This window comes from Rhizobium etli 8C-3 (genome assembly GCF_001908375.1).
GTDB lineage: Bacteria > Pseudomonadota > Alphaproteobacteria > Rhizobiales > Rhizobiaceae > Rhizobium > Rhizobium etli_B.
On sequence record NZ_CP017241.1, the window covers coordinates 1621432 to 1643087 of the forward strand.

Sequence of the window (21656 nt, forward strand, 5' to 3'; positions counted from 1 at the left end):
TAGACGTCATGCTGCAAGAATTGACAAGTAGCATGACCGGTCTGGGCCGGCTGCGGGCATGATGCATCTGCTACACACGCGGGGTTCGGTGGATGACCGAACACCAAGGAAACGAAATGGCGCCGGGGAGTGCCAGGCTGTGTGAAATTTCCGCATTCTTGATTTGCGTCAAAGAAGGACGCAGCTGGCGAGTTCACTGTTGAATTGTCAACGTGGCGGCACAAACAGCCAGGCGAGGATCGTTCGATGGCGAACACAATCCTGCATGCTCATTCCGAAAGATCTTCGGCGGGTCCGGCGCATGTCTCCGTTCCGGTACTAGGCGCCACGATCGCCGCCTTCGCTGCAATTTCGTTCCTGCTATGCATGCTGCTTGGCCTCGTCGCTCCCGAATGGGGCCAGCATACACCATGGCTGCAGTTCTATCTCGGTCTGACGGGCTTCGATCCTCGAAGCCTGGCCCTTGGCCTCCTTCAAAGCGTCATCTTCGGCGGCTATACAGGAGCATTGATCGCTGCGATCTTCAACTTCATCAGCCGGCGCTTCGGCTGAGCAGGGGAACGGAGCCGCGCATATGGCCGCCGCCGACAGCCGCAGGTTCGCATTAGTGAACGCAGTGCTGACCTTCCTGGTCGCATTCGCGCTTCTCTTCGCGCCCGCGGCGCAGGCGATGCAGTGCCATGAACGTCCGGCCCACGGACACTCAGGGTTCGAGCATTCCTCTGTCGTGACAAAGGACGCCCACGCTTCACTTCTAGGCGGCCTTCACACTCCTGACCACAAAGGCTGCTGCACAGTCCAGTGCGGCTTCTGCATCGTCCTGACCGGCATGGTCAGGACACAAGCCCCCGCAACCACGGCTTCGTCCCTTCGCTTCGCATGGGGCGACCAGATCGGCAGCGGTCTGGCGCTTCCGCCGACGCTCGGTCCTCCTCGTCTTCCGGTCTGAGGATGCCGGAGGCCGCCTCGTCGCGGCATCCGGTTGCTTCGACGGGCTCCCTCCGGACGCCCACGACCAATGGTCGGGAAAGCCGACCCGGAAATCAGGACCAACTGCAATGAAACGCCGTGAATTTCTCAACGATCTGATGGTTGGCGCAGCCTTGCTCGGCACATCGACCATCCTAACCCCCATGCGCGCCTTTGCTCAGCCCGCTACCCCCAAAGCGTCTGCGCCGCGCGCCTTGTCGGTCGGCTACAGGACCATCGACGTCAAGGGCAGATCCGCCCGAGTCTTCGGCCTCGTCCAGATGGACGGCAGACCGGGTCTGGCGCTGGACGCGGGAAGCGAATTCGACGTCGCTCTGTCGAGCGCCATCGACGAGCCGACGCTGATCCACTGGCATGGTCTGACGCCGCCCTGGGCGGCCGACGGTGTGCCGGCCAATCCGGCGGCACTGCTGCGGCCGTCCGAAACCCGCCGCTACACCTTTCCGGTCGGCGCCGGCGGTACGCACTGGATGCACGCCCACACGCTTCAGGAGCAGAACCTGCTGGCCGCCCCGCTGATCGTGCGGACCGCCGACGACCTGAAGCGGGACGAGCAGGACGTCATCGTCCTGCTGCACGACTTCTCTTTCCTGTCAGCGGAGGAACTGCTGGCGAAGCTGAAGGGGAATGCCGCGCCCGGCGTCATGCCGATGGATCACGGTTCGATGAATGGCATGGCCGGCATGCAGCACATGATGCCCGGCAACGGCATGACGGGCATGGCGATGCCGGGAATGGCGGCCATGGACATCAACGATATCGACTACGACGCCTATCTCGCCAACGACCGCGCGCTCGACGATCCCGAAATCGTCAGGGTCGACAAGGGCGGCCGCGTCCGCCTGCGCATCATCAACGGCGCGACGGCGACCGCTTTCACCATCGACACCGGCCGCCTTTCCGCAGAGCTGGTCGCCGTCGACGGGCAGAACGTGGAGGCTGTCGCCGGGACGACCTTCCCCGTCGCCATGGGCCAGCGTCTGGACATCCGCCTGAACCTGCCGAAGGAAGGTGGCGCCTTTCCCGTCCTTGCCCTCCGCGAGGGGGCGTTTCAACGCACCGGAATCGTCCTGGCCACCGCTGCGGCGGACGTCCGCAGGATTCCTGTTGCAGGCGAAGCGGAAGGGCCGGTCCTGGGGCTTGACCTCGAGCAGCGGCTGCGCCCTGTCAGGCCCCTGGCCGCCAGGCCGGTCGACCAACGCTTCGAACTCTCGCTGACGGGCGACATGGCCGCCTACACCTGGGGCGTCGACGGCGCGGACGGTCTCATCGTGAAGCGTGGCCAGCGGATCGAGGTAACGATCCGGAACATGTCGATGATGGCGCATCCGATGCACCTGCACGGACATCATTTCCAGGTGGTCGGCATCAACGGAGCGCCGGTCGTCGGCGCGGTGCGAGACACCGTCATGCTGCCGCCGATGGCGAGCGTCGTCCTGGCCTTCGACGCCGACAATCCCGGCCGCTGGCCGCTGCACTGCCACCACCTCTATCACATGGCGACCGGCATGATGGCCTATGTGACCTATCACGGCATCGGCTGATGCGTTCTCGAAGCCGCAAAGCCCTTTCTCCAACTTTAAGGAACCGAGGCAACCTCATGCATCAGAACCATTCATCTCCGTCGGCCTGGAGCACGTACAGCCGAACCGTCTTCGTCGCCTTCGCCGTCGTCGCGACAGGGCTCATCGCCTACGAGCACCGCGTACACGTCCTCGGCGTCCTGCCCTGGCTTCTCATCCTGGCCTGTCCCCTCATGCATCTGTTCATGCATCACGGACACGGCGCCCACTCCGGTCCTGATCATTCGGACCAAGATGCGCGCATGACGCTGCACAAGCCGACGGAGAAAGAAGATGTCTGACACCCCCGCCTATGGACTCTGGAGCCTCGTGATCATCAATTCAGTGGTGTTCATCGCCTTCGCCGCGAGCTTCACCAGGCTCAAGACCAAGCGCGACTGGCGATCGCTCGGAGCGTTTTGCGCCTTCGTCGTGGCGTTCTTCACGGAGATGTACGGCTTCCCACTGACCATCTATCTGCTGTCCGGCTGGCTCGGCCGTCGGTTTCCAGGGGTCGACTTCTGGTCCCACGACGCCGGCCACCTGCTGGAAATGATGTTCGGCTGGCGCGTCAACCCGCATTTCGGGCCGTTCCATCTCCTGAGCAACATCCTGATTGTCGCCGGCTTCTGGCTGCTCGCGTCAAGCTGGCATGTCCTCTACGCCGCCCAGCGTGACCGCCGTCTGGCAACCACGGGAGCGTACGCGCAGATCCGGCACCCGCAATACGACGCCTTCGTCATCATCATGATAGGATTCCTGCTACAGTGGCCGACCGTGGTGACACTTGTCATGTTCCCGGTTCTGGTGTGGGTCTACGTGCGCCTTGCGAAACGGGAGGAGGAGGAGGCCGCGCGGGCGGAATTCGGAGCTGCGTGGGACGCCTACGCCAGTGCGGTCCCCCGCTTCCTTCCAAGGTTCGGCCGAGGAGCGGATGCCGCTGGAAGCCATCGCGGAGGAGCTGTCCATGACTGACCACAACGTCCATGAAGGCCATGCCCATGGCGGCCATCACCATCACCAAGAGGGGCGGCCGGCCACGCAAGCGGCCCCAGGGGAGGAGGCTCGGGAGGGCGTGATCTACACCTGCCCGATGCATCCGCAGATCCGGCAGATCGGCCCCGGCACCTGTCCGATATGCGGCATGACGCTCGAGCCGGAGGTCACCACGAGGCAGACCGGACCAAGTGCCGAACTTGTCGATATGACCCGGCGGTTCTGGATAGGACTGGCCTTGTCACTGCCCGTTCTCGCGCTCGAGATGGGCGGCCATCTGACGAACCTGCACATGGTGCTCGGTGCGCAGCTCTCGAACTGGATCCAGCTCGTGCTCGCGACACCCGTGGTTCTATGGGCCGGATGGCCGTTCTTCGAGCGGGCCTGGGCCTCGCTCGCCAACCGCAGCCTCAACATGTTCACGCTGATCGCCATGGGCACGGGCGTCGCCTGGATCTATAGCGTTGCCGCCACGGCGGCGCCGGACATCTTTCCTGCCACCTTCCGCGCCGCCGACGGTTCGGTCGCAATCTATTTCGAGGCGGCCTCCGTCATCACCGTCCTGGTGCTGCTGGGGCAGGTGCTGGAGCTCAGGGCGCGGGAGCAGACCGGCGGCGCCATCCGGGCGCTGCTTGACCTTGCGCCGAAGACGGCCCGCCGCATCCGGGAAGACGGTTCGGACGAGGATGTCGGACTGGACGCGGTCGCGGTCGGCGACCGCCTGCGCGTGCGGCCGGGCGAGAAGGTTCCCGTCGACGGGGAGTTGTTGGAGGGGCGCAGCTCCGTGGACGAATCCATGATCACCGGCGAATCCATGCCGGTGACCAAGGAGGTGGGCGCGAAGGTGATCGGCGGCACGATGAACCAGGGTGGCGGCTTCGTCATGCGGGCCGGCAAGGTGGGGCGCGACACGATGCTCTCGCAAATCGTCCGCATGGTCGCCGAGGCCCAGCGTTCCCGCGCGCCGATCCAGCGGCTCGCCGACCAGGTGTCCGGCTGGTTCGTCCCTACCGTTATCCTCATCGCGGTCGCCGCTTTCTTCGCCTGGGGCATCTGGGGGCCGGAGCCGCGCTTTGCCCACGGCCTCGTCGCCTCCGTCGCCGTGCTGATCATCGCCTGCCCCTGCGCTCTCGGACTGGCGACGCCGATGTCGATCATGGTGGGCGTAGGACGCGGTGCCAGAATGGGCGTTCTTATCAAGAATGCCGAGGCGTTGGAACGCTTCGAGAAGATCGACACGCTGGTCGTCGACAAGACGGGCACGCTGACGGAAGGCAGGCCGAAGGTGACCGCATTGAAGGCCGTCCAAGGTTTTGACGAACCAGAACTCCTGAGGCTGGCCGCCACACTCGAGCGAGGCAGCGAACATCCCCTGGCCGCGGCCATTGTGGCCGCAGCGCAGGAGAGGAACCTTGCCCTGAGCGAGGCCCGCGGGTTCGACAGCCCCGTCGGCAAGGGCGTGACCGGTACTGTCGATGGGAGGAAACTGATTATCGGCAGCCATCGGATCATGGCCGAGGCAGGCGTCGACCTTGCCGCTCTCATCGCCGACGCCGAGGCGCTTCGCGGTGAGGGCGCGACGGTGATCTTTGTCGCCGTCGACGGCAAAGTGGGTGGACTATTCGCCATCGCCGATCCGATCAAGGCGACGACGCCGGAGGCGCTGCGCTTGCTCAAGAAGGAGAATATCCGCGTGGTCATGCTGACCGGCGACAACAGGACGACGGCGGAGACGGTGGCACGGAGGCTCGGCATCGACGAGGTCGAGGCGGAGATCCTGCCGGAGGACAAGGGAAAGGTGGTCGCCAGGCTTCGAAGCGAAGGACGCATCGTCGCGATGGCCGGCGACGGGGTCAATGACGCCCCGGCGCTTGCCGCCGCCGACGTCGGCATCGCCATGGGCACAGGAACGGACGTCGCGATCGAGAGCGCCGGCGTGACGCTGCTCAAGGGCGACTTGCAGGGCATTGCCAGGGCGCGCAAGCTCAGCCACGCGACGATGAGCAACATCCGCCAGAACCTGTTTTTCGCCTTCATCTACAATGCAGCCGGCGTGCCGGTGGCGGCCGGCGTACTCTATCCGGCACTTGGGCTGCTGCTCTCGCCGATCATCGCGGCGGCCGCCATGGCGCTGTCCTCCGTCAGCGTCATCGGCAATTCCCTGCGCCTGCGCCGTTCGTCGTTGGACTAGGCGCCGACGCCGGTTGGAGCACGATGTGCGAATGCCTGTCCTGCACAGGATGGAGGAGGCAGGTGAAAAGTGGATCACGCAAAAGGAGAATGGACATGACGACGACAAGATTTCTACAAGCGGCCACGCTGGCCGCGCTGACTGCTGTCGGCGGAGCTGGTCTGGCGCACGCGCAGACAAACGGTGGTGACCCGCATCATCCTGGCACATCAGCCCAGGCAGCTCCCCCGTCCGATGCGGACGACGGAATGACGGAAGAGGGCCAGAAAACCATGCCCGGCGGATCCGGCATGATGCCTGGCGGGATGATGGGGCGGAACATGATGATGCCGTCCGGCATGATGGGCGGCATGCCGATGATGGCCATGCGCGGGCATGTGATGAAGATCATGTTCGCGGTCGCCGACGCCGACGGAGACGGCGCGCTTTCCTTCGAGGAGGTGACGGCGATCCACAAGCGGATCTTCGACAGCGTGGACGCGAACAACGATGGCAAGGTCACGACCGAGGAGATGCAGGCGTTCATGCGGCCGTAGCGGGGGCAAGGTGAAAGCCTCCGAGACACCGCAAATAGTCGCGGAGTCTCCGAGGATATGATAAGCTCGAGGTGCATTGACCACGGGAGGGGGAGATGCGCCGAATCCTTCTGTCTCTGATCCTTTGCGTGCAGTCCGCATCGATCTCAGCGTCCGGACCTGCCGTCTTCCACACCGCTTCGTTCGGCGGCAGCCGGTCGGTCAGCCTCAGTCTTGCGGAGGGCGGGCCCGCCCGCGACCGGGCCTTCGATTTCGACGTCGTCATCACGCTGTCCGAATTCGACAGTGGCGGGACGGTGCTTTATCGGGACGGAGGAAGACACGAGGCGAGCGTTCGCTGCGTTTCTCCCGCCATGGTGCGGATCAATTCCGCCGACTATGCGATCGACGTATCGGCGCGGCCGGGAGCAGACTGGAAGCACGATCTGTGGGCTGCGCTCTGCTCTGCTCCGGTTTCGTGAGCGGCAGCTTGGCTGGGTTGATCGAGGCGTCAGCTCTTTCGGGGCAGTCTCGTTCACGATCCTGGCGTTCGTCGCCAAGACTGGCCGCCACGTCGTTCTGACATCGGCCGCCTTACAGATTTTCAGCTGACCTTTTCCGGCGCGGGAACACCATCCGGTCGACTGTGTCGTCGCGAAGGATGAGTGTGTGCCAGGCCGCGGCGGCGAGATGTAGCGCGGCCATCGCAAGGATGATCCTCGACCCGACGACGTGGTACGGCGCGATCGCGAACCAGAAGTAGCTTGCGACGAATCCCATGCAGGCCTGTCCGATGATCGCGGCGTAGAAAGCGCCATGAAGCGCAGTGGCGGCCCGCTTGGACCATGTTGCGCGCGCGGTGATCTCGGGAGGCTGGAGGAGACGAAGAACCAGCCGCGTGCCCATCAGCGCGCCGATGGCCATTCCCGCGTAGTTGTGAAGGTGGTGCTGGACGACGTCCCAGTACGACGGCGTCAGGCCCATATGGGCAGCGTGATGGGTTCTCTCGATGCTGCCGCCCGTCAGATACTGGACCGGCACCAGGAGGGCCACCAGCCAGTGAAGTCCTATCTGGGCCAGCGAATAGCCACCGTTCATCGATCCTCTCCAAGCAAGAGGCGCAGACTAGCCGGTCGCAGTTAACGCTTCCTCATCGACCGTTGCCAAAACGCCGGGCTGCCACAGATCAATCGGGGACCTGGAACATTTTTGCTGCCGTACGCTTCTTCGGTGGAAGGGAAAATCAGCCAAATGAGGTCTGGGAGCATATACCGCTGTGCACAGGTGTTCGTCACCGCCTTACTGTTGGCGGTGAATTCCTTTGGCCTGGCCCAGGCGACCAGCTTTCAGAGCCAGTACTGCACCGTCGCTGCAGAGCATAGTCACCAAGGCGGGCATGCGTGCGGGCCGCAGACTGCGTGCTGTTCGGCGATGCACTGTTGTCCGATCCTCACGGAGCTCACCGCGGTTGCGGCTCCGCGCCTCCAATCGGGGCGGCATGAACGGATGTCGTGCGCATATCGGCCGCTGCTGCTGATCCGCGCGATCGATCCGCCGCCCCGATCTCCGGCAGGCTGAACCGAGCAACCACAACCTGATTTCGGAGATAGAAACATGAAGACGTTCACAAGCCTTTCCCTGTGCGCCGCGGCAGCCGCGGCTTCTCTAGCTTTCTCCGCCACGGCCCGGGCCCAGAGCACGATGGCCTACCCGGAAAAATGCAGGTCCCACAGCATGGACATGTCGAAGACGGACATGTCGTCGGGCGGCACGCAGATGGGCGAGATGACCGATTACCGGAAGGCGTCCATGGACGGGATGAAGGACATGAACATGAACATGATGCAGGGGATGATGAAGAAGGACGCCGACGTGTCCTTCGTGTGCGGCATGATCGCCCATCACATGGGCGCGATCAGCATGTCGGAGGTTGAGCTCAAGTACGGCGACAACGAAGAGGCCAAGCAGATGGCCCAGAAGATCATCGAAGCCCAGAAAAAGGAGATCGAAGAGATGTCCAAGTGGGTGGACAAGGAAGCCAAGTAGGAGATTACGCCATGCATCACATGTCGACTGAAATGAAGGCCTGCATCGACAACTGCCTGGCCTGCTACGGCGAATGCCTGTCGATGGCCATGGGCCATTGCCTGGAACTGGGCGGGGAGCACACGAAACCCGCGCACTTCAAGTTGATGATGGCTTGTGCTGAGATCTGCCGGACCTCTGCGCATTTCATGCTGATCGGCTCGGAGCACCACAAGCACGTGTGCCGGGAATGCGCCGAAATCTGCGCCCAGTGCGCCGACGACTGCGAGCGGATTGGCGACATGCAGGGCTGCGTCGACGCCTGCCGCCGCTGTGCAGAGAGCTGCCGCAAGATGGCTGCGTGATCGAGGAGGGCGTTCGCCCTCTTCCTGCCCAGATGAGAACGGATATCGGTTACCAACGGATATCCGTTGCAAGCAACAAGGCATTTGATACTGACGGCGGGTCGATGAGGCAGCCTAAGTCCTGGAACAAGTTCGGACTGCCCTCCGCCGTGGGAGCCGTCCTGATGACGGCAATCCCGTCACCGGCCGCGGAAGATGTCGTGGGCCGCCGGCAGGCGGACATGAAAGCCATGGCAGCAGCGGCAAAGACCATCTCCGGCATGTTCAAGGATCCCGAAAGCTACAAGGCCGTCGAGTTCAGGTTGGCGGCCGACACGATCCGCGACAGGTCCGGGGGCATCCTTTCCGGACACTTCGCGTCCGAGGACGCCAACCCGCAGTCGAAGGCAAGGCCGAACATCCCCGAGGAGCGCGACCGGTTCGACCGCATCGCGAACGACCTGCGCGGCTACGCGGCCGCACTGGACGTCGCGGCGGAGCAAAACCCCGGACCGATGCCGGCCAGCATGCGCATGAAGCCTGGAGAGGCAATGGGCGGCGGGCCGCTCGGCACCCACATCCGTAACGAGCAGGAGCTGTCGGCGATGCCTGCGGAACACGTCTTCCACCTCATGATCCAGACCTGCACGACCTGCCACGCCAGGTTCAGGATGGAATGAGGACCGCTCGGCCGGCGATTGCTCGCCCTGTTCAAGCATTCGCGTAAACCTACAACAAGGACGGCCCGGGCCGGGACATGTGAATGGTTGGTGGGCTATCGTCCGCCGAGGTCCGTCTTTAGCCCGTGGAGGCCGAAGCGGGCGTTGATCGCGGGCGGCGGCGCATCATCGTCCGGATTGGCAAACTCCTCGATGATCGGGCAGTCGGGCCGGTCGTTGCCCTGGCAGTGCTTGACCAGGTGCTTGAGCGTGGCCGTCATAGCGTGGATCGCCGCCGCCTTCCGCTCGAGTTCCTCGATGTGTTCTCGGGCAATGCTCTTCACGTCGGCGCTCGCTCTCGACCTGTCGCGCCACAAAGCCAGCAGCGTTTTCATCTGTTCTACCGAGAAGCCGAGGTCGCGCGCCCTGCGTATGAACCGCAAGGTGTGGATGTCGTTGTCGCCGTAGGTGCGATAGCTGGATTCCGTGCGATGTGCCGGCGAGATCAGCTTTATCTGCTCGTAGTACCGGATCATCTTGGCCGATACGCCACTGGCTTTGGCTGCATCTCCAATGTTCATTCTGTGCTCCTGTCGATACGGAAGTCGCGCCGATGGCATCGACGCCCACATCTGGTTTCAAGGTTGGGTTCGGCGAAGGCGAAGGGCGTTGGCGAGGACGAACACGCTCGACATGGCCATCGCGCCAGCGGCGAAGACCGGCGAAAGCAGCGTGCCGTTGACCGGGTAGAGAAGGCCGGCCGCGACCGGCACGAGGCCGGCGTTGTAGACGAACGCCCAGAACAGGTTCTGCTTGATGTTTCGGATTGTTGCGCGGCTGAGCCCGATTGCCGTGACGACTGCGGTAAGGTCTCCCGACATCAGGACGACGTCGGCGCTCTCGACGGCGACGTCGGTGCCGGTGCCGACGGCAAGCCCAACGTCGGCTTCCGTGAGGGCCGGGGCGTCGTTGATGCCGTCGCCGACAAAGGCGACCTTGCCATGCTCGCGGAGGCGTTTGACGGCCTCCACCTTGCCTTCCGGGCGCACCTGCGCGACCACCCGGTCAATGCCGAGCTCAGCGGCGACGGCCTCCGCGGTGCGACGGTTGTCTCCAGTGATCATCGCCACTTCGAGCCCGAAGGCGTGCAGGGCCCTAATCGCTCCGGGCGTCGTTTCCTTGATGGGATCCGAAACGGCGACGATCGCCGCGAGCCGACCGTCCACAGCAACATAGAGCGGCGATCTGCCCTTGCGGGAAAGTTCCTCGTCGACGAGGGCAAAGCCTTCTACGGAAATGCCCTCGCGCACCAGCGCCCGATCCGCACCCACGAGCAATGATCGACCTGCGACGGATCCTTTCACACCGTAGCCTGGGGACGCCTCGAAACCCTTCACATCGGCGAGCGCCAGCCCTTCGCTGTCGGCGGCCTTGACGATGGCTTCGGCGATCGGATGTTCTGACAGCGCCTCGATGCTTGCCACCCAGCCGAGGACGTCCTCGCGCAGGAAGCCATCAGCAACCTGGAAATCGGTGAGTTCCGGCTTGCCCTTCGTCAGCGTCCCGGTCTTGTCCAGAGCGACGATGCGGACCTCACGCAGGCTCTGCAGCGCTTCGCCCTTGCGGAACAGGATCCCTAGTTCGGCCCCGCGGCCCGTACCGACCATGATCGACGTCGGCGTGGCGAGGCCCATCGCGCACGGGCAGGCGATGATCAGGACGGCGACGGCGTTGACGAGGGCAAAGCTCAGCGCCGGTGAGGGGCCAAGGATCATCCACGCGCCGAAGGTCAGCAGCGCGACAACAATGACGGCGGGGACGAACCACCTGGTCACCCTGTCCACCAGAGCCTGGATCGGCAGCTTCGAACCCTGCGCTGCCTCGACCATGCGGACGATCTGGGCGAGAACGGTGTCGGCGCCGACTTTCGTCGCGCGGAATGTGAACGAACCCGTCTTGTTGATCGTGCCGCCCACTACCTCGCTTCCAATCGATTTCGAGCGAGGAAGGGGCTCGCCGGTGATCATGGCCTCGTCGACGTAGGACTCCCCGGAAACAACAGTGCCGTCGACCGGCACCTTTTCGCCGGGACGGATGCGGATCACGTCTCCAACCACGACGTCGTCGATCTCGGTCTCCACGAACGTCCCGGATCGCTCCACGAAGGCGGTCTTGGCCTGCAGGCCGAGGAGGCGCTTGATGGCCTGGCTCGTCTTGCCCTTCGCGCGGGCTTCCAGGTACCGGCCAAGCAGTATCAGGGTCACGATGACGGCCGCTGCCTCGTAATATACGTTGACGGTTCCGGCAGGCAGCGCGGCGGGGGCGAATGTCGCCACGACGGAGTATGTCCAGGCCGCCGAGGTTCCGAGCACCACGAGCGAGTTCATGTCGGGAGCCAGCCGCAGGAGATTGGGTACGCCCTTCTGGAAGAAGACCAACCCAGGCCCGAACAGGACGACGGTCGCCATCATGAACTGCAGGTAGAGGCTCCCCCCCATCCCGAAAGTCTCCATCACGAACGCGTGGACGCCCGGTATGAAGTGGGAGCCCATTTCGATCAGGAACAGCGGCAGGGTGAGAATGACGGAGACGCCAAGGCGAAGCGCGAGCTTGTGTATTTCGACGTCGCGGCGGTCGTCCCCGTTGGCGTTCTCGGCTCCGCTTTCGGTTTTCGGCTGGTATCCAGCCGCGCGGATGGCGTCCTTCAATGCGCGTATGGACGCCGCACCAGCAGCGTAGCGGACGGTCGCCTTCTCGGTCGCGAGATTGACGGATGCGTCGACCACCCCTGGTAACGCCTTCAAAGCACGCTCGACGCGGGAGACGCACGCGGCGCACGTCATGCCGTCGACAAGCACCTCCAGCGTCTCGGTCCTGGCATGGTAGCCTGCGCCTTCGATGGCTTGCAGAACGGCAGCGGCGTCCGTTCTGTCCTTGAACGTCACGCTCGCACGTTCGGTCGCGAGGTTCACAGACGCCCCGACGACACCCGGGACGGCCTTGATCGCCCGTTCCACTCTGGCGCCGCATGAAACGCACGTCATGCCCTCGATCATGAACTCGGTCGGAATCGGCAATGCTGTCGACTTTTCAATCTTGGATATGGCAGTCATGGGAGGGGACCCTTGTTGAACTGCACACATAGGTAATCCTTCCGATGATGGGAAGGTCAAGTCCTTTTTCCAGCATGTCTTTCCGCATCCATCGACCACGTCGGACGAGGAGACCGCTAGGCTGCTGTACGGATCGGATCGAAGGCTATGTCCAGGATCGCATCGAGCTGCCGGTCCATGAAGTGCTGCGGGATGTTACTCACAAAGAAGTTGCGCAGTGGGACGACGAGCGGATTGTGCCATTGCGCCACACGCGCGTAGAGACGGGATTTGATCGTTATCAGGCGCGCACGGCCGACGCGGCGGGCATCGTATTCACGCAACGCGTTTTCAATTGGAAGACGCGCCATCAAAGCGCAAAGGACGGCGGCATCCTCGATGGCGAGACCGGCTCCCTGGCCGAGGTCCGGGGTCACCGCGTGGGCCGCATCCCCAAGCAGCACGGTCTTGCCTCGTGTGAACGAACGCATCGGATCGAGGTCGAGGATGTCTGTCCGGATCAGCGAGGTCGGAGGCGTGCGCTCGAGCACTTCCGGGATCGGCTCGTGAAAATCTGCAAAGATGGCTTTCAAATCGTCAAGTTCGATCCCGGCCAATGCGGGATCATCTGTAATCTCGGCGCCGCGGCAGGCAAACCAGTAGATTCTGTCGCCTGGGATGGCGGCGAGGCCAAACCGCTTCCCCGCTCCCCAAGTCTCGGTAAGCTGGGCGCGATCCACTCCGCGAGGCAGGCCCGGCGAGATCGCCCGCCAGCACGTGTAGCGGGCAAAACTTTCATGTGACTGCGCAAACAGCGCCTTGCGCACCACAGAGTGGATGCCGTCACAGGCGAGGACGAAATCAGCCTCGACCGCATCGCCATTTGCAAAGTCGAGCACCACCCGATCGCCAGCCTCGCGCGCACCGACACACTTCATGCCCGTCCGGATCGTCCTCTCAGGAAGCTTCGAAAGAAGCGCCTGATGGAGATCGCCACGATGGAGCACCGCCATCGCGAGATGTCCGTAGCGGCGGCTGACCTGCTGCAAGTCGGTGGTTTGCAGCACCTTCCCCCACTGGTCCAGGAGGTCGAGCCTCCGCATCGGCTGAGCCTTGGGAACCACCCCATCGTAGAGTTGAAGCGCACGAAGGGCACGAAGCGCGTTCGCGCTGAGGCTGAGACCGGCTCCGAGCGGCTCGAGCCTCACCGACTGTTCATAGACGTCGACATCCGAGCCGATGAGACGCAGGCCCTGCGCCGCCGCCAGTCCGGCAATGCCTGCGCCAACAATTACCGCGTGCATGCGTGACCGTCCCTTTTTTAGTCTGGCCAACGTCCTGCATGAGCGAATGTTCCCGGCCGGCAATGCATGCCTGTCGACGGCTGGTAAAGGTCGGTGGAGCTTCGCACGAAGGTTTTCAGGCGCCACGCTCTTCTATCGGGAGCTTGAAATTGGTTGGAAAGCGCCGTTCCGGCGGCCTCAACAATCAGATCCGCGTGAAGCTGGAAGGGTAGCCGGCTGTTTCGATGGCGGCGTTGATAGCCGATGGATCCAGCCTTGTCGCGACCTTCGCGGTCTTCGAAGCAAGGTCGATGACGGTCGAGGCTTCCGGATCGGCAGTCTTGATCGCCTTTTCCACGGTGCTTGCACAATGGCCGCAGGTCATATTCTGAATTTCGAATTCGTACATCATGGTCTCCAAATCTTCTGACCGCTTCGATATGGAGCTTCCAATCATGGGAAGGTCAAGATCCTGCACAAAAGAACTGCGCCGGTTCGACAGCTCCCGTTAGAGGCGCTTGCGGTGACACGACGAAATAACCCGCCAGTGCGTTCCATTCTCCTTCGACGGCACCTCGCCGTCTTGCCATGCGGGGCAAAGAAACCTTTTGCAGGCTCGAGGACGTGAACCTTCGATGTCTCGCGCGATAGCCGGCGAGTTTGACCAGAAGCGCCGATGTGTAGGCCCCACGCATTCCACTGCTGTCGTTTAAACTGTGCGGATTTGAAGTGCTTTCGTTGATCACGAGAAAGGACTTCTTCGGCAGCCGCGCTCAGCCTGCGACTTCACCGGGCGGTGACGGCAAGCATTTGAGTTCAAGCCGCATATCTCTTCTCGCAGCTTGGCATCGCGAGGCGATGAATTTAACCAAGCTCGGGCAAGAGACTTCTGATGGCTCGAAGTCGATAATTCGCGTCTCCTGTCGGGGCACAAGGGATATCGCAAGCCTAGTCGAATGGCCTGGTCTCATCCGCAACTCTGCCGAACGTTCCGTCTGGATGATTTCACCAGAAGAAGAAACACTGTGAAGTTTTGGCCGTCCCTTGGCGAGACGAGTGCGTTTTTTCGTGCTTTTCTCAATGGCGGATCCCAACGGCATAAGTCGCACAACTCGTTGATTTATAAAGATTTGTTTTCTTTCTAGATTGGATGTTTCAATCTGCTCGCTAGAGCGGCGCGGGAGGTTTTGATGCACTGCAAGAACTATTTTACTTTACAAAAGCATATTTATTTGTGAGGTTGTGGCAGACGAAGTTCAAATAGGGCCGAGATATTGTCCACCTTACGCTTTGCCACACGTCTCAATTCCTTTGCGTCAAATCCTCAGGCGGAATGGCCGGAATTGAACGGGAAGCCGTCGGTTTTGCAGATGGCCGCGCGTGCCGCCAAGGTCGACGGCCTGACCGACCTCGATCTCAATTATCCCGACCACGTCGGCGAGAAGCCGTCCGGACTCGCTGCCAAACTTCAGGATATGGGATTGGCTATCAACGGGTTCGCTATGCGCTACTACACGAACCCCGCCTTCAAGATCGGAGCATTCACAAATCCCGACGAAAAGGTTCGCCGCGAGGCGATCGACCTGACGAAGGCGGGGATCGACGCGGCTCGTGACGCGGGCTCCAACCTGATGACAATCTGGCTTGGTCAGGACGGGTTTGACTACGCCTTCCAGGCGGACTACGACCGCCTGTGGCAACACGAAATCGATGGAATCCGGGAAGTCTGCGAGCATGACCCGGAATGCCTTGTCAGCATCGAATACAAGCCAAACGAACCTCGCTCTTACAGCCTTCTGCCAGATTGTGCGACGACACTGCTTGCCATAAAGGAAGCGGGCTGCGCCAACCTTGGCGTCACGCTTGACTTCGCCCACGTCCTTTATGCCGACGAGCAGCCGGCCTTTGCCGCCGCAATGATCGCCCGCCACAGCCGCGTGCTCGGTGTTCATCTCAACGACGGGTATGCAAAGCGTGACGATGGCCTGATGGTCGGTGCGGTCCACTCGATCCAGACGATCGAACTTCTCCGCCAAATCCGCCGCGACGGATACGATGGCGCATTCTATTTCGACACGTTCCCAGACATGACCGGCCTTGATCCGGTTCACGAATGCGAGGTCAACATCAAGACCGTCAAGCGGATGCTCGACGTCGTCGATCGCCTCGAGCAGGACAACCGCCTTGCAGGCGCGATTGACCGACAAGACGCCGTTTCTGCCCAGGCAATTCTTCAGGAAACCATGCTGGGCGCCTCGGCGCAGTAATCCGGCCTTTGGCCATTTTTCCAACGACCCATTCGGGAGGAACCGATGAAGAGACTTTTGACGTCAGCTATCGCCGCAGGCTTTGCAGCTGCTCTTTGGGCTCATGCCGGCTTTGCGCAGGAGCTTGCTCCACTGGACTCCGACACCGAAAAGAACCGCATCGACTGGTCGCAGCTCGAAATGAAGTTCGGTGCGCTTCCCAAGCCATCGGAAGGCACCAAGGCGGGCGGCGTTTCAAAGACGCTGACCAACGAATACTGGCGTTCTCTCGGCGAGGGTTACAAGAAGTTCGCCGACAAGGCTGGCGTTACCGTCGCCTATCAGGCGGCACAGAGCGAGGGCGATCAGTTGGGTCAGCTCACGATCGCGGAAGGCATGGTGACACAGGGCTTCAAAGTGCTCCTCCTCTCGCCTCAGACCGATGCGAACCTCCAGCCAGTGATGGAGCAGGCCAAGGCCGCCAATATTCCGGTGGTCAACGTTAACGATGCGGTCATTCCCCAGGCCGAACATTATGTCGGCAACGTGCAGCGCGACAACGGAGTTCGCGTCGCCAAATGGTTCAAAAAGAACCGCCAGGAAGGCGGAAAGGTCGCTGTTATCGAGGGCCAGGCCGGCGTCTATGCCGCTGTGCAAAGGACAGACGGCTTCAAATCGACGATTGGCGAGAACGGCAAGTTTCAGGTCGTGGCAAGCGTTCCCGGAAACTGGGATCGCCAGCAGTCCTACGATGCGGCTACGAACATCCTGCAGCAGCACCCCGATCTGATCGGCTTCTACTGCAACAACGACGGCATGGCGCTCGGCGTGGTGGAAGCAGTCAAGGCGGCAAACCTGCTTGGCAAGGTCGCAGTGTTCGGTACCGACGGGATTTCCGACGCCTATGCGTCGATCAAGGCAGGCGAACTCACCGGGACGGTCGATAGCTTCCCGGTTCTGACCGGCGAGGTTGCGATGGAAACCGCTCTGCGCCTGGTTGCCGGCCAGCAGCTGCCACGTGTCGTCGCCACACCACAGGCACTGATCACGAAGGACAACTTCGCCAACTATCAGGGTGATGAAGCCAAGGTGCGCGAAGTCCTGCTGAAGGACGCCGCAAGCGCGCAGTGACCGAAACACGAGCCGGTCGAAATGGCCGGCTCGCTTTCATCGAGTGTATTGAGATGGCATCGACAGCACGATTGAAATTCGAAGGCATCACGAAGGAATTCCCGAGCGTCAAGGCGCTGTCGCACGTCTCCTTCGAGATCATGCCGGGCGAGATCCACGCATTGCTCGGAGAAAACGGCGCAGGTAAGTCGACACTTCTGCGCATCCTTTCAGGAGTTTTTCGACCGACGAGTGGCGAGATCCACGTGGACGGTCGGATGACCCAATTCAAGCGTCCAGAGAGCGCACGGGCGGCCGGCATCGCAATGATCCACCAGGAACTCCAGCAGGTTCCGCACCTCACGGTCGCCCAGAACATGTTTCTCGGGCACCCGATCAAGAGGGCGGGCGGTTTGCTTGTAAACCAGCGGGAACAGGAGCGGCGGGCGGGCGAAGCGCTTGCCATGATTGATCCGTCTATCGATCCATCGCAGCCCATCAAGAATCTCAAGGTCGCCCAGCGTCAGATCGTAGAGATCGCGCGCGCACTTCTCGACAATTCGAAGATCGTCGCAATGGACGAACCGACGTCCAGCTTGACGCCGGCTGAGTTCGCCAGCCTGGCGGCGGTCATCGAAAAGCTCGCCGCCTCAGGCGTCTCGATCATCTATGTCTCGCACAAGATGGACGAAGTGTTCCGGATCTGCCATCGCGGCACGGTCATGCGCGACGGTGCGGTCGTCGGCGTCGTGGATCTCAAGAGGACGCCCGAAAAGGACGTCATCGCGATGATGGTCGGTCGCGAACTGATGCACGAGGCACATCACTCGCACGCGGCAAGCAATATCCGCCTCGAAGTCCGCGGTCTGTCTTCGGCAACCACCCACGTAAAGGACATCTCCTTTGACGTGCGCAGGGGCGAGGTTCTCGGCATTGCCGGCCTTGTGGGGTCGGGGCGTACGGAGTTGCTTCGTCTTCTCGCAGGCGTCGACCCGATCGCGTCCGGTACCGTAATATTCGACGGCAACATCCTCAAGCTCACCAATCCGCGCTCGGCGATCGCCGCCGGCATCGGCCTTCTTCCCGAAGAGCGCAAAAGGGAGGGTATCATCCCAGTTCGACCGGTCGCCACCAACATGGCATTGCCGTCGCTTGGAAAATTCTCCCGCGCAGGAGTGATCCAGCACTCCCAGGTCAACAGGACCGCCAACGACCTCCTCAAGCAGGTCAACCTGCGGCCTTTCCAGATCGATCGCCCAATCAAGCTCTTTTCGGGCGGCAATCAGCAGAAGGCGATCATTGCGCGCTGGCTTGCTGCCGGCTCCGAAATCCTCCTCTTCGACGAGCCGACGCGCGGTATCGACGTCGGCGCTAAGGCGGAAATCTATCATCTCATCGAGCAGCTCGCTTCCGAAGGAAGGTCGATCATCGTCGTCTCCTCGGAGCTTCCGGAAGTCATGCGTGTATCTGACCGCGTCGTCGTGATGCGCAACGGAAAGATCGCGGCTCAACTCGACCGCGACCAACTCTCAGAGCAGAGCATCGTCGCTCACGCTATCGGTGAGGCCGGCCCCGACGCCCATTCCTGCGAGCAGGAGCATTCCCATGTCTGATATCACCACCGGGGCGCCTGCGCGTTCCTCCAGGCTCTTGTCTTCGTTCTCCGTCCGAGACGCAGGCACGCTGATCGGCCTGATTCTCATCATGGCGGTTTTCGCGGTCCTTGTCCCTGGCTTCATCTCCGAGCGAAACCTGATCAACATTTTGCAGCAGTCGAGCATCAACGCCTGCCTTGCACTGGGTATGACACTCGTCATCATCTCAGGCGGCATCGATCTCTCGGTCGGACCGACCGCTGCGATCGCCGCCGTCATCAGCGCGTCACTGATGGTTGCAGGCTTCCCCATCCCCATCGCCATTGCAGCGGGTCTCGCAATCGGTGTTGTGTGTGGTCTCGTGAACGGTTTCCTTGTCGCCTATGTCGGACTGCAGCCCTTCATCGTCACTCTTGGGACGCTCAGCACGTATCGGGCGATCGCCCTCATCTATACCGGCGGCAATCCCGTACTCGGCATCCCGCAAGGCTTCCGCAGCATCTTCAACGGCTCGGTCGCGGGTATTCCGAACTCGGTGGCCATCGTTGCGGTGGTCGCGGTACTTGCATGGGTGCTGCTCAAGAAGACGCCGATTGGCGAATACCTTCTTGCCGTCGGTGGGAACGAGGAGGCCTCCTACGTTGCGGGCGTTCCAATCGCGCTTACCAAAGTGACCGCCTACGTCATCTCGGGCACGCTTGCAGCGCTTGCGTCGCTGATCCTTATCGGACGCCTCGGTGCAGCCGAACCGATCCTCGGCAATCTCTGGGAGCTTGACGCAATTGCGGCAGCGGCGATCGGCGGAGCCTCTCTCATGGGAGGCAAGGGCAGCGTTATAGGCACGATCCTCGGTGCGATCATACTCGGCGCCATGCGCAACGGTTTGACCTTGATGAACGTCCAGGCTTTCTATCAACTGCTGGCAACTGGCCTTATAATTCTGGTTGCGATGATGATCGATCGCCTGACGAGGGGACGTGGATGAACCTGGAAACTGATCTGAAGGCCGTCGGCCCACGCATACGCATGATGATGCCGCTTCTGACACCGTTGGAAGCGCGCGTCGTCGAGACCGTCTTCGCATTGCGGACCTTCGACGACGAGACGTCGCTCAAGGAAATCGCAGCCGAGGCCGGCGTCTCCGAGGCAATGGTCGTCAAGATCACCAAGAAGCTTGGGTTTGCGGGCTATCGCGAATTCCGCAGCGCGGTCACCCAGTACAATCGGCTGCCGACGGCGGAGATGCATCAGGAACTGTCAATCGAAGATACATCGCAGGAGATCATCCAGAAGGTCTTCCGGACTTCGATCCACGCACTGGAGGAGACGCTCTCCATTATGAACGTGGAGGCCTTCGACAGAGCCGCAGATCTGATCCACGGCGCGCGCAACCGAGATTTCTATGGAGTGGGGGGATCGGCACAGATCGCCCGGGACACGTCGCACAAGTTCCTGAGGATCGGCGTCCGGTCGCAGGTCTACGACGATTCCCATATGATGCTGATGTCGGCTTCCCTTCTAGGCGAAGGCGACGTCGCAATCGGCTTTTCGCATTCCGGCAACACCGTCGCAGTCATCGAAGCGATCCAGCTTGCCCGCAAGAACGGCGCGCGCACGATCGCCATTACCAACTACAACGCTTCACCGCTGGCCCAGCAGTCCGACGTGGTGCTCTGTTCGACGGCGCAGGGGTCGCCGCTGATGGGCGAAAACGCCGCGGCCCGGATTGCCCAGCTCAATATTCTGGACGCCGTATTCGTCGCGGTCGCCCAGCGCGACTATCGAGCCGCGGAAAAGAACCTTTCGAAGACGATGGCCGCGGTCACGTCCAAACGGAAAGACAAGTTTCTATGACATTGAATTCTCCCGCCGTCGTCGTGTTCGGCAGTCTCCACTACGATATCATCGTGAAGGGGCCGCACCGTCCGCGAAAGGGTGAAACGGTCGCGGGTTCGGCCTGGTACACCAAGTGCGGCGGCAAAGGCGGCAATCAGGCGGTGTCGGCGGCAAAGCACGGGGTTTCGACGGTCATGATCGGAGCGGTTGCCGACGACGAGTTTGGCCGGGCCTTGACGAAAAACCTGGACGATCACAAGGTCGATCGCCGTTTCGTGAGAGCTCTTCCCGGCGCTGCATCCGGCATGAGCGTTGCGATTTTCGACTCCGAAGGCGACTACGGGGCGGTGTTCGTCTCCGGAACCAACCTTCAAATGGGCGCCGAAGACGTCGAGGGCGCATCGGCGGTTTTTCAGGCCGGGTCGGTGCTCGTGCTTCAGAACGAGGTGCCTGACGAGGCCAACCTGGCGGCTGCGGCGGCAATGAAGAGGGCGGGTGGAACCGTGGTTCTGAACGCAGCTCCCGCCCGCGCCCCGTCGAGTGAGTTGACCGCCCTTGTTGACGTCGTTGTCGTCAATGCCGGCGAGGCAGAGGCGCTCGCTTCAGTCCCAAGCGTCGAATCTCTCGACAATGCGCTCGCGGCCGCGCGGATTCTAGCGGAACGGTATCCCGTGGCCGTCGTGACGGCCGGCGGGGACGGGGTCGCGTTCGTCGAACGCGACGGAGACGAAAAGGCAATACCGGCCGTCAAGGTCAAGCTTGTGAGCACGCATGGCGCCGGCGACGAGTTCATCGGAGTCTTCGCCGCGCAGATCGCCGGGAGGTCGTCGATCGAGGCGGCGGTTGCAAAAGCGAACGAAGCGGCGGCCATCCTGGTAAGCACGCCTCACGGTTGACACGGGACCATTTGGCGCCGGGCGTATTTTCCGGCGACCGATCGCCTTCGAAAAGACACATGCGGGATCGCGCCGAAGGCCATTGGCGAGGTAGGTCTCTACTTGTCGAGTTATGAATGCCATCGCGATAACTGTCGCCATAAATTAGATCGTTCCAAAAATTCCAAGCGGAATCCCGCGCAATCGAAGCGGCTCCATCAAAAAAATTTAACTTTCAATACAATCGCTTATCGATGAAATTCGGATGGAGGTCGTCTTTCGGCGACAATCTCTCTTGCTCAATTGGAACGTTCCAATTAAAAACACTCTCATGGCG

23 protein-coding genes are annotated in these 21656 nt (G+C 61.9%); 18 read left to right on the forward strand and 5 right to left on the reverse strand.

The window, feature by feature from the left end; all coding sequences use genetic code 11:
• The first annotated feature begins 246 nt into the window (after positions 1 to 246).
• The 8 genes from AM571_RS08275 (at position 247) to AM571_RS08310 (ending at position 6736) form a co-directional block, all read left to right on the forward strand.
• Positions 247 to 552, forward strand: coding sequence for a hypothetical protein (locus AM571_RS08275; protein WP_074060983.1), 306 nt, complete (start codon positions 247 to 249; stop codon positions 550 to 552).
• Positions 553 to 574: 22 nt separating this feature from the next.
• Positions 575 to 949 carry a hypothetical protein gene (locus AM571_RS08280; RefSeq protein ID WP_074060984.1) on the forward strand — a complete coding sequence of 125 codons (375 nt, stop codon included), beginning with the start codon at positions 575 to 577 and terminating at the stop codon, positions 947 to 949.
• Between the two features lie 109 nt (positions 950 to 1058).
• A complete protein-coding gene (locus tag AM571_RS08285; protein ID WP_074060985.1) occupies positions 1059 to 2534 on the forward strand; it encodes a multicopper oxidase family protein in 1476 nt (491 codons plus the stop codon).
• A 56-nt stretch (positions 2535 to 2590) separates the two neighbouring features.
• Positions 2591 to 2854 (forward strand): DUF2933 domain-containing protein, encoded by a 264-nt coding sequence (locus AM571_RS08290; RefSeq protein ID WP_074060986.1) that lies wholly within the window; start codon positions 2591 to 2593, stop codon positions 2852 to 2854.
• Positions 2847 to 3527 (forward strand): methyltransferase family protein, encoded by a 681-nt coding sequence (locus tag AM571_RS08295; RefSeq protein ID WP_074060987.1) that lies wholly within the window; start codon positions 2847 to 2849, stop codon positions 3525 to 3527. The genes AM571_RS08290 and AM571_RS08295 overlap by 8 nt, the downstream gene beginning before the upstream one ends.
• On the forward strand, positions 3520 to 5739 hold the full coding sequence (locus tag AM571_RS08300) for a copper-transporting P-type ATPase (RefSeq protein WP_074060988.1): 2220 nt from the start codon (positions 3520 to 3522) through the stop codon (positions 5737 to 5739). Before AM571_RS08295 ends, AM571_RS08300 begins: the two co-directional genes overlap by 8 nt.
• Before the next feature lie 95 nt (positions 5740 to 5834).
• On the forward strand, positions 5835 to 6275 hold the full coding sequence (locus AM571_RS08305) for an EF-hand domain-containing protein (protein WP_074060989.1): 441 nt from the start codon (positions 5835 to 5837) through the stop codon (positions 6273 to 6275).
• A 95-nt stretch (positions 6276 to 6370) separates the two neighbouring features.
• The gene (locus AM571_RS08310; protein ID WP_074060990.1) at positions 6371 to 6736 is read left to right on the forward strand and encodes a hypothetical protein; all 366 of its coding nucleotides are present in this window, start codon (positions 6371 to 6373) and stop codon (positions 6734 to 6736) included.
• A gap of 112 nt (positions 6737 to 6848) precedes the next feature.
• Here the strand turns inward: AM571_RS08310 and AM571_RS08315 are convergent, their stop codons facing one another.
• Positions 6849 to 7352 carry a cytochrome b gene (locus tag AM571_RS08315; RefSeq protein ID WP_074060991.1) on the reverse strand — a complete coding sequence of 168 codons (504 nt, stop codon included), beginning with the start codon at positions 7350 to 7352 and terminating at the stop codon, positions 6849 to 6851.
• Between the two features lie 516 nt (positions 7353 to 7868).
• On the opposite strand from AM571_RS08315, the gene AM571_RS08325 reads away from it, so the two are divergent.
• The 3 genes from AM571_RS08325 to AM571_RS08335 all read left to right on the forward strand — a co-directional run bounded on the left by AM571_RS08325 (position 7869) and on the right by AM571_RS08335 (position 9303).
• Positions 7869 to 8300: a DUF305 domain-containing protein gene (locus tag AM571_RS08325; protein ID WP_074060993.1), complete on the forward strand. Its 432-nt coding sequence runs from the start codon at positions 7869 to 7871 to the stop codon at positions 8298 to 8300.
• An 11-nt stretch (positions 8301 to 8311) separates the two neighbouring features.
• Positions 8312 to 8644 (forward strand): four-helix bundle copper-binding protein, encoded by a 333-nt coding sequence (locus AM571_RS08330; protein ID WP_074060994.1) that lies wholly within the window; start codon positions 8312 to 8314, stop codon positions 8642 to 8644.
• A gap of 104 nt (positions 8645 to 8748) precedes the next feature.
• Entirely contained in the window at positions 8749 to 9303 is a 555-nt protein-coding gene (locus AM571_RS08335) for a cytochrome c (protein WP_074063130.1), read from the forward strand.
• Between the two features lie 95 nt (positions 9304 to 9398).
• Here the strand turns inward: AM571_RS08335 and cueR are convergent, their stop codons facing one another.
• The 4 genes from cueR to AM571_RS08355 all read right to left on the reverse strand — a co-directional run bounded on the left by cueR (position 9399) and on the right by AM571_RS08355 (position 14066).
• Positions 9399 to 9863: a Cu(I)-responsive transcriptional regulator gene (gene cueR / locus AM571_RS08340; protein ID WP_074060995.1), complete on the reverse strand. Its 465-nt coding sequence runs from the start codon at positions 9861 to 9863 to the stop codon at positions 9399 to 9401.
• Positions 9864 to 9920: 57 nt separating this feature from the next.
• Positions 9921 to 12395: a heavy metal translocating P-type ATPase gene (locus AM571_RS08345; RefSeq protein WP_074060996.1), complete on the reverse strand. Its 2475-nt coding sequence runs from the start codon at positions 12393 to 12395 to the stop codon at positions 9921 to 9923.
• 116 nt (positions 12396 to 12511) lie between these two features.
• Positions 12512 to 13678, reverse strand: a complete 1167-nt coding sequence (locus AM571_RS08350; protein ID WP_074060997.1) for an FAD-dependent monooxygenase — start codon at positions 13676 to 13678, stop codon at positions 12512 to 12514.
• A 184-nt stretch (positions 13679 to 13862) separates the two neighbouring features.
• Positions 13863 to 14066: a heavy-metal-associated domain-containing protein gene (locus tag AM571_RS08355; protein ID WP_074060998.1), complete on the reverse strand. Its 204-nt coding sequence runs from the start codon at positions 14064 to 14066 to the stop codon at positions 13863 to 13865.
• Between the two features lie 329 nt (positions 14067 to 14395).
• On the opposite strand from AM571_RS08355, the gene AM571_RS08360 reads away from it, so the two are divergent.
• From AM571_RS08360 to AM571_RS08390, 7 genes are all read left to right on the forward strand, one after another.
• Positions 14396 to 14686, forward strand: coding sequence for a hypothetical protein (locus tag AM571_RS08360; RefSeq protein WP_155774421.1), 291 nt, complete (start codon positions 14396 to 14398; stop codon positions 14684 to 14686).
• A gap of 245 nt (positions 14687 to 14931) precedes the next feature.
• Positions 14932 to 15924 carry a sugar phosphate isomerase/epimerase family protein gene (locus AM571_RS08365; RefSeq protein WP_074061000.1) on the forward strand — a complete coding sequence of 331 codons (993 nt, stop codon included), beginning with the start codon at positions 14932 to 14934 and terminating at the stop codon, positions 15922 to 15924.
• A gap of 45 nt (positions 15925 to 15969) precedes the next feature.
• Positions 15970 to 17034 (forward strand): substrate-binding domain-containing protein, encoded by a 1065-nt coding sequence (locus AM571_RS08370; RefSeq protein ID WP_074061001.1) that lies wholly within the window; start codon positions 15970 to 15972, stop codon positions 17032 to 17034.
• 53 nt (positions 17035 to 17087) lie between these two features.
• Entirely contained in the window at positions 17088 to 18626 is a 1539-nt protein-coding gene (locus AM571_RS08375; RefSeq protein WP_074061002.1) for a sugar ABC transporter ATP-binding protein, read from the forward strand.
• Positions 18619 to 19593, forward strand: coding sequence for an ABC transporter permease (locus tag AM571_RS08380; protein WP_074061003.1), 975 nt, complete (start codon positions 18619 to 18621; stop codon positions 19591 to 19593). The genes AM571_RS08375 and AM571_RS08380 overlap by 8 nt, the downstream gene beginning before the upstream one ends.
• Positions 19590 to 20462, forward strand: a complete 873-nt coding sequence (locus AM571_RS08385) for a MurR/RpiR family transcriptional regulator (protein ID WP_074061004.1) — start codon at positions 19590 to 19592, stop codon at positions 20460 to 20462. Before AM571_RS08380 ends, AM571_RS08385 begins: the two co-directional genes overlap by 4 nt.
• Positions 20459 to 21340, forward strand: coding sequence for a ribokinase (locus tag AM571_RS08390; RefSeq protein WP_074061005.1), 882 nt, complete (start codon positions 20459 to 20461; stop codon positions 21338 to 21340). The genes AM571_RS08385 and AM571_RS08390 overlap by 4 nt, the downstream gene beginning before the upstream one ends.
• Positions 21341 to 21656 lie beyond the last annotated feature (316 nt).

Excerpts from the sequence above, each read along its gene's own strand:
- AM571_RS08375 (WP_074061002.1), top strand. The coding sequence starts at position 17,088 with ATGGCATCGACAGCACGATTGAAATTCGAAGGCATCACGAAGGAATTC.
- AM571_RS08280 (WP_074060984.1), top strand. The coding sequence starts at position 575 with ATGGCCGCCGCCGACAGCCGCAGGTTCGCATTAGTGAACGCAGTGCTG.
- AM571_RS08315 (WP_074060991.1), bottom strand. The coding sequence starts at position 7,352 with ATGAACGGTGGCTATTCGCTGGCCCAGATAGGACTTCACTGGCTGGTG.
- AM571_RS08325 (WP_074060993.1), top strand. The coding sequence starts at position 7,869 with ATGAAGACGTTCACAAGCCTTTCCCTGTGCGCCGCGGCAGCCGCGGCT.
- AM571_RS08355 (WP_074060998.1), bottom strand. The coding sequence starts at position 14,066 with ATGTACGAATTCGAAATTCAGAATATGACCTGCGGCCATTGTGCAAGC.
- AM571_RS08385 (WP_074061004.1), top strand. The coding sequence starts at position 19,590 with ATGAACCTGGAAACTGATCTGAAGGCCGTCGGCCCACGCATACGCATG.
- AM571_RS08305 (WP_074060989.1), top strand. The coding sequence starts at position 5,835 with ATGACGACGACAAGATTTCTACAAGCGGCCACGCTGGCCGCGCTGACT.
- AM571_RS08285 (WP_074060985.1), top strand. The coding sequence starts at position 1,059 with ATGAAACGCCGTGAATTTCTCAACGATCTGATGGTTGGCGCAGCCTTG.
- cueR (WP_074060995.1), bottom strand. The coding sequence starts at position 9,863 with ATGAACATTGGAGATGCAGCCAAAGCCAGTGGCGTATCGGCCAAGATG.
- AM571_RS08295 (WP_074060987.1), top strand. The coding sequence starts at position 2,847 with ATGTCTGACACCCCCGCCTATGGACTCTGGAGCCTCGTGATCATCAAT.
- AM571_RS08290 (WP_074060986.1), top strand. The coding sequence starts at position 2,591 with ATGCATCAGAACCATTCATCTCCGTCGGCCTGGAGCACGTACAGCCGA.
- AM571_RS08300 (WP_074060988.1), top strand. The coding sequence starts at position 3,520 with ATGACTGACCACAACGTCCATGAAGGCCATGCCCATGGCGGCCATCAC.
- AM571_RS08310 (WP_074060990.1), top strand. The coding sequence starts at position 6,371 with ATGCGCCGAATCCTTCTGTCTCTGATCCTTTGCGTGCAGTCCGCATCG.
- AM571_RS08275 (WP_074060983.1), top strand. The coding sequence starts at position 247 with ATGGCGAACACAATCCTGCATGCTCATTCCGAAAGATCTTCGGCGGGT.
- AM571_RS08330 (WP_074060994.1), top strand. The coding sequence starts at position 8,312 with ATGCATCACATGTCGACTGAAATGAAGGCCTGCATCGACAACTGCCTG.
- AM571_RS08390 (WP_074061005.1), top strand. The coding sequence starts at position 20,459 with ATGACATTGAATTCTCCCGCCGTCGTCGTGTTCGGCAGTCTCCACTAC.
- AM571_RS08335 (WP_074063130.1), top strand. The coding sequence starts at position 8,749 with ATGAGGCAGCCTAAGTCCTGGAACAAGTTCGGACTGCCCTCCGCCGTG.
- AM571_RS08345 (WP_074060996.1), bottom strand. The coding sequence starts at position 12,395 with ATGACTGCCATATCCAAGATTGAAAAGTCGACAGCATTGCCGATTCCG.
- AM571_RS08370 (WP_074061001.1), top strand. The coding sequence starts at position 15,970 with ATGAAGAGACTTTTGACGTCAGCTATCGCCGCAGGCTTTGCAGCTGCT.
- AM571_RS08380 (WP_074061003.1), top strand. The coding sequence starts at position 18,619 with ATGTCTGATATCACCACCGGGGCGCCTGCGCGTTCCTCCAGGCTCTTG.
- AM571_RS08350 (WP_074060997.1), bottom strand. The coding sequence starts at position 13,678 with ATGCACGCGGTAATTGTTGGCGCAGGCATTGCCGGACTGGCGGCGGCG.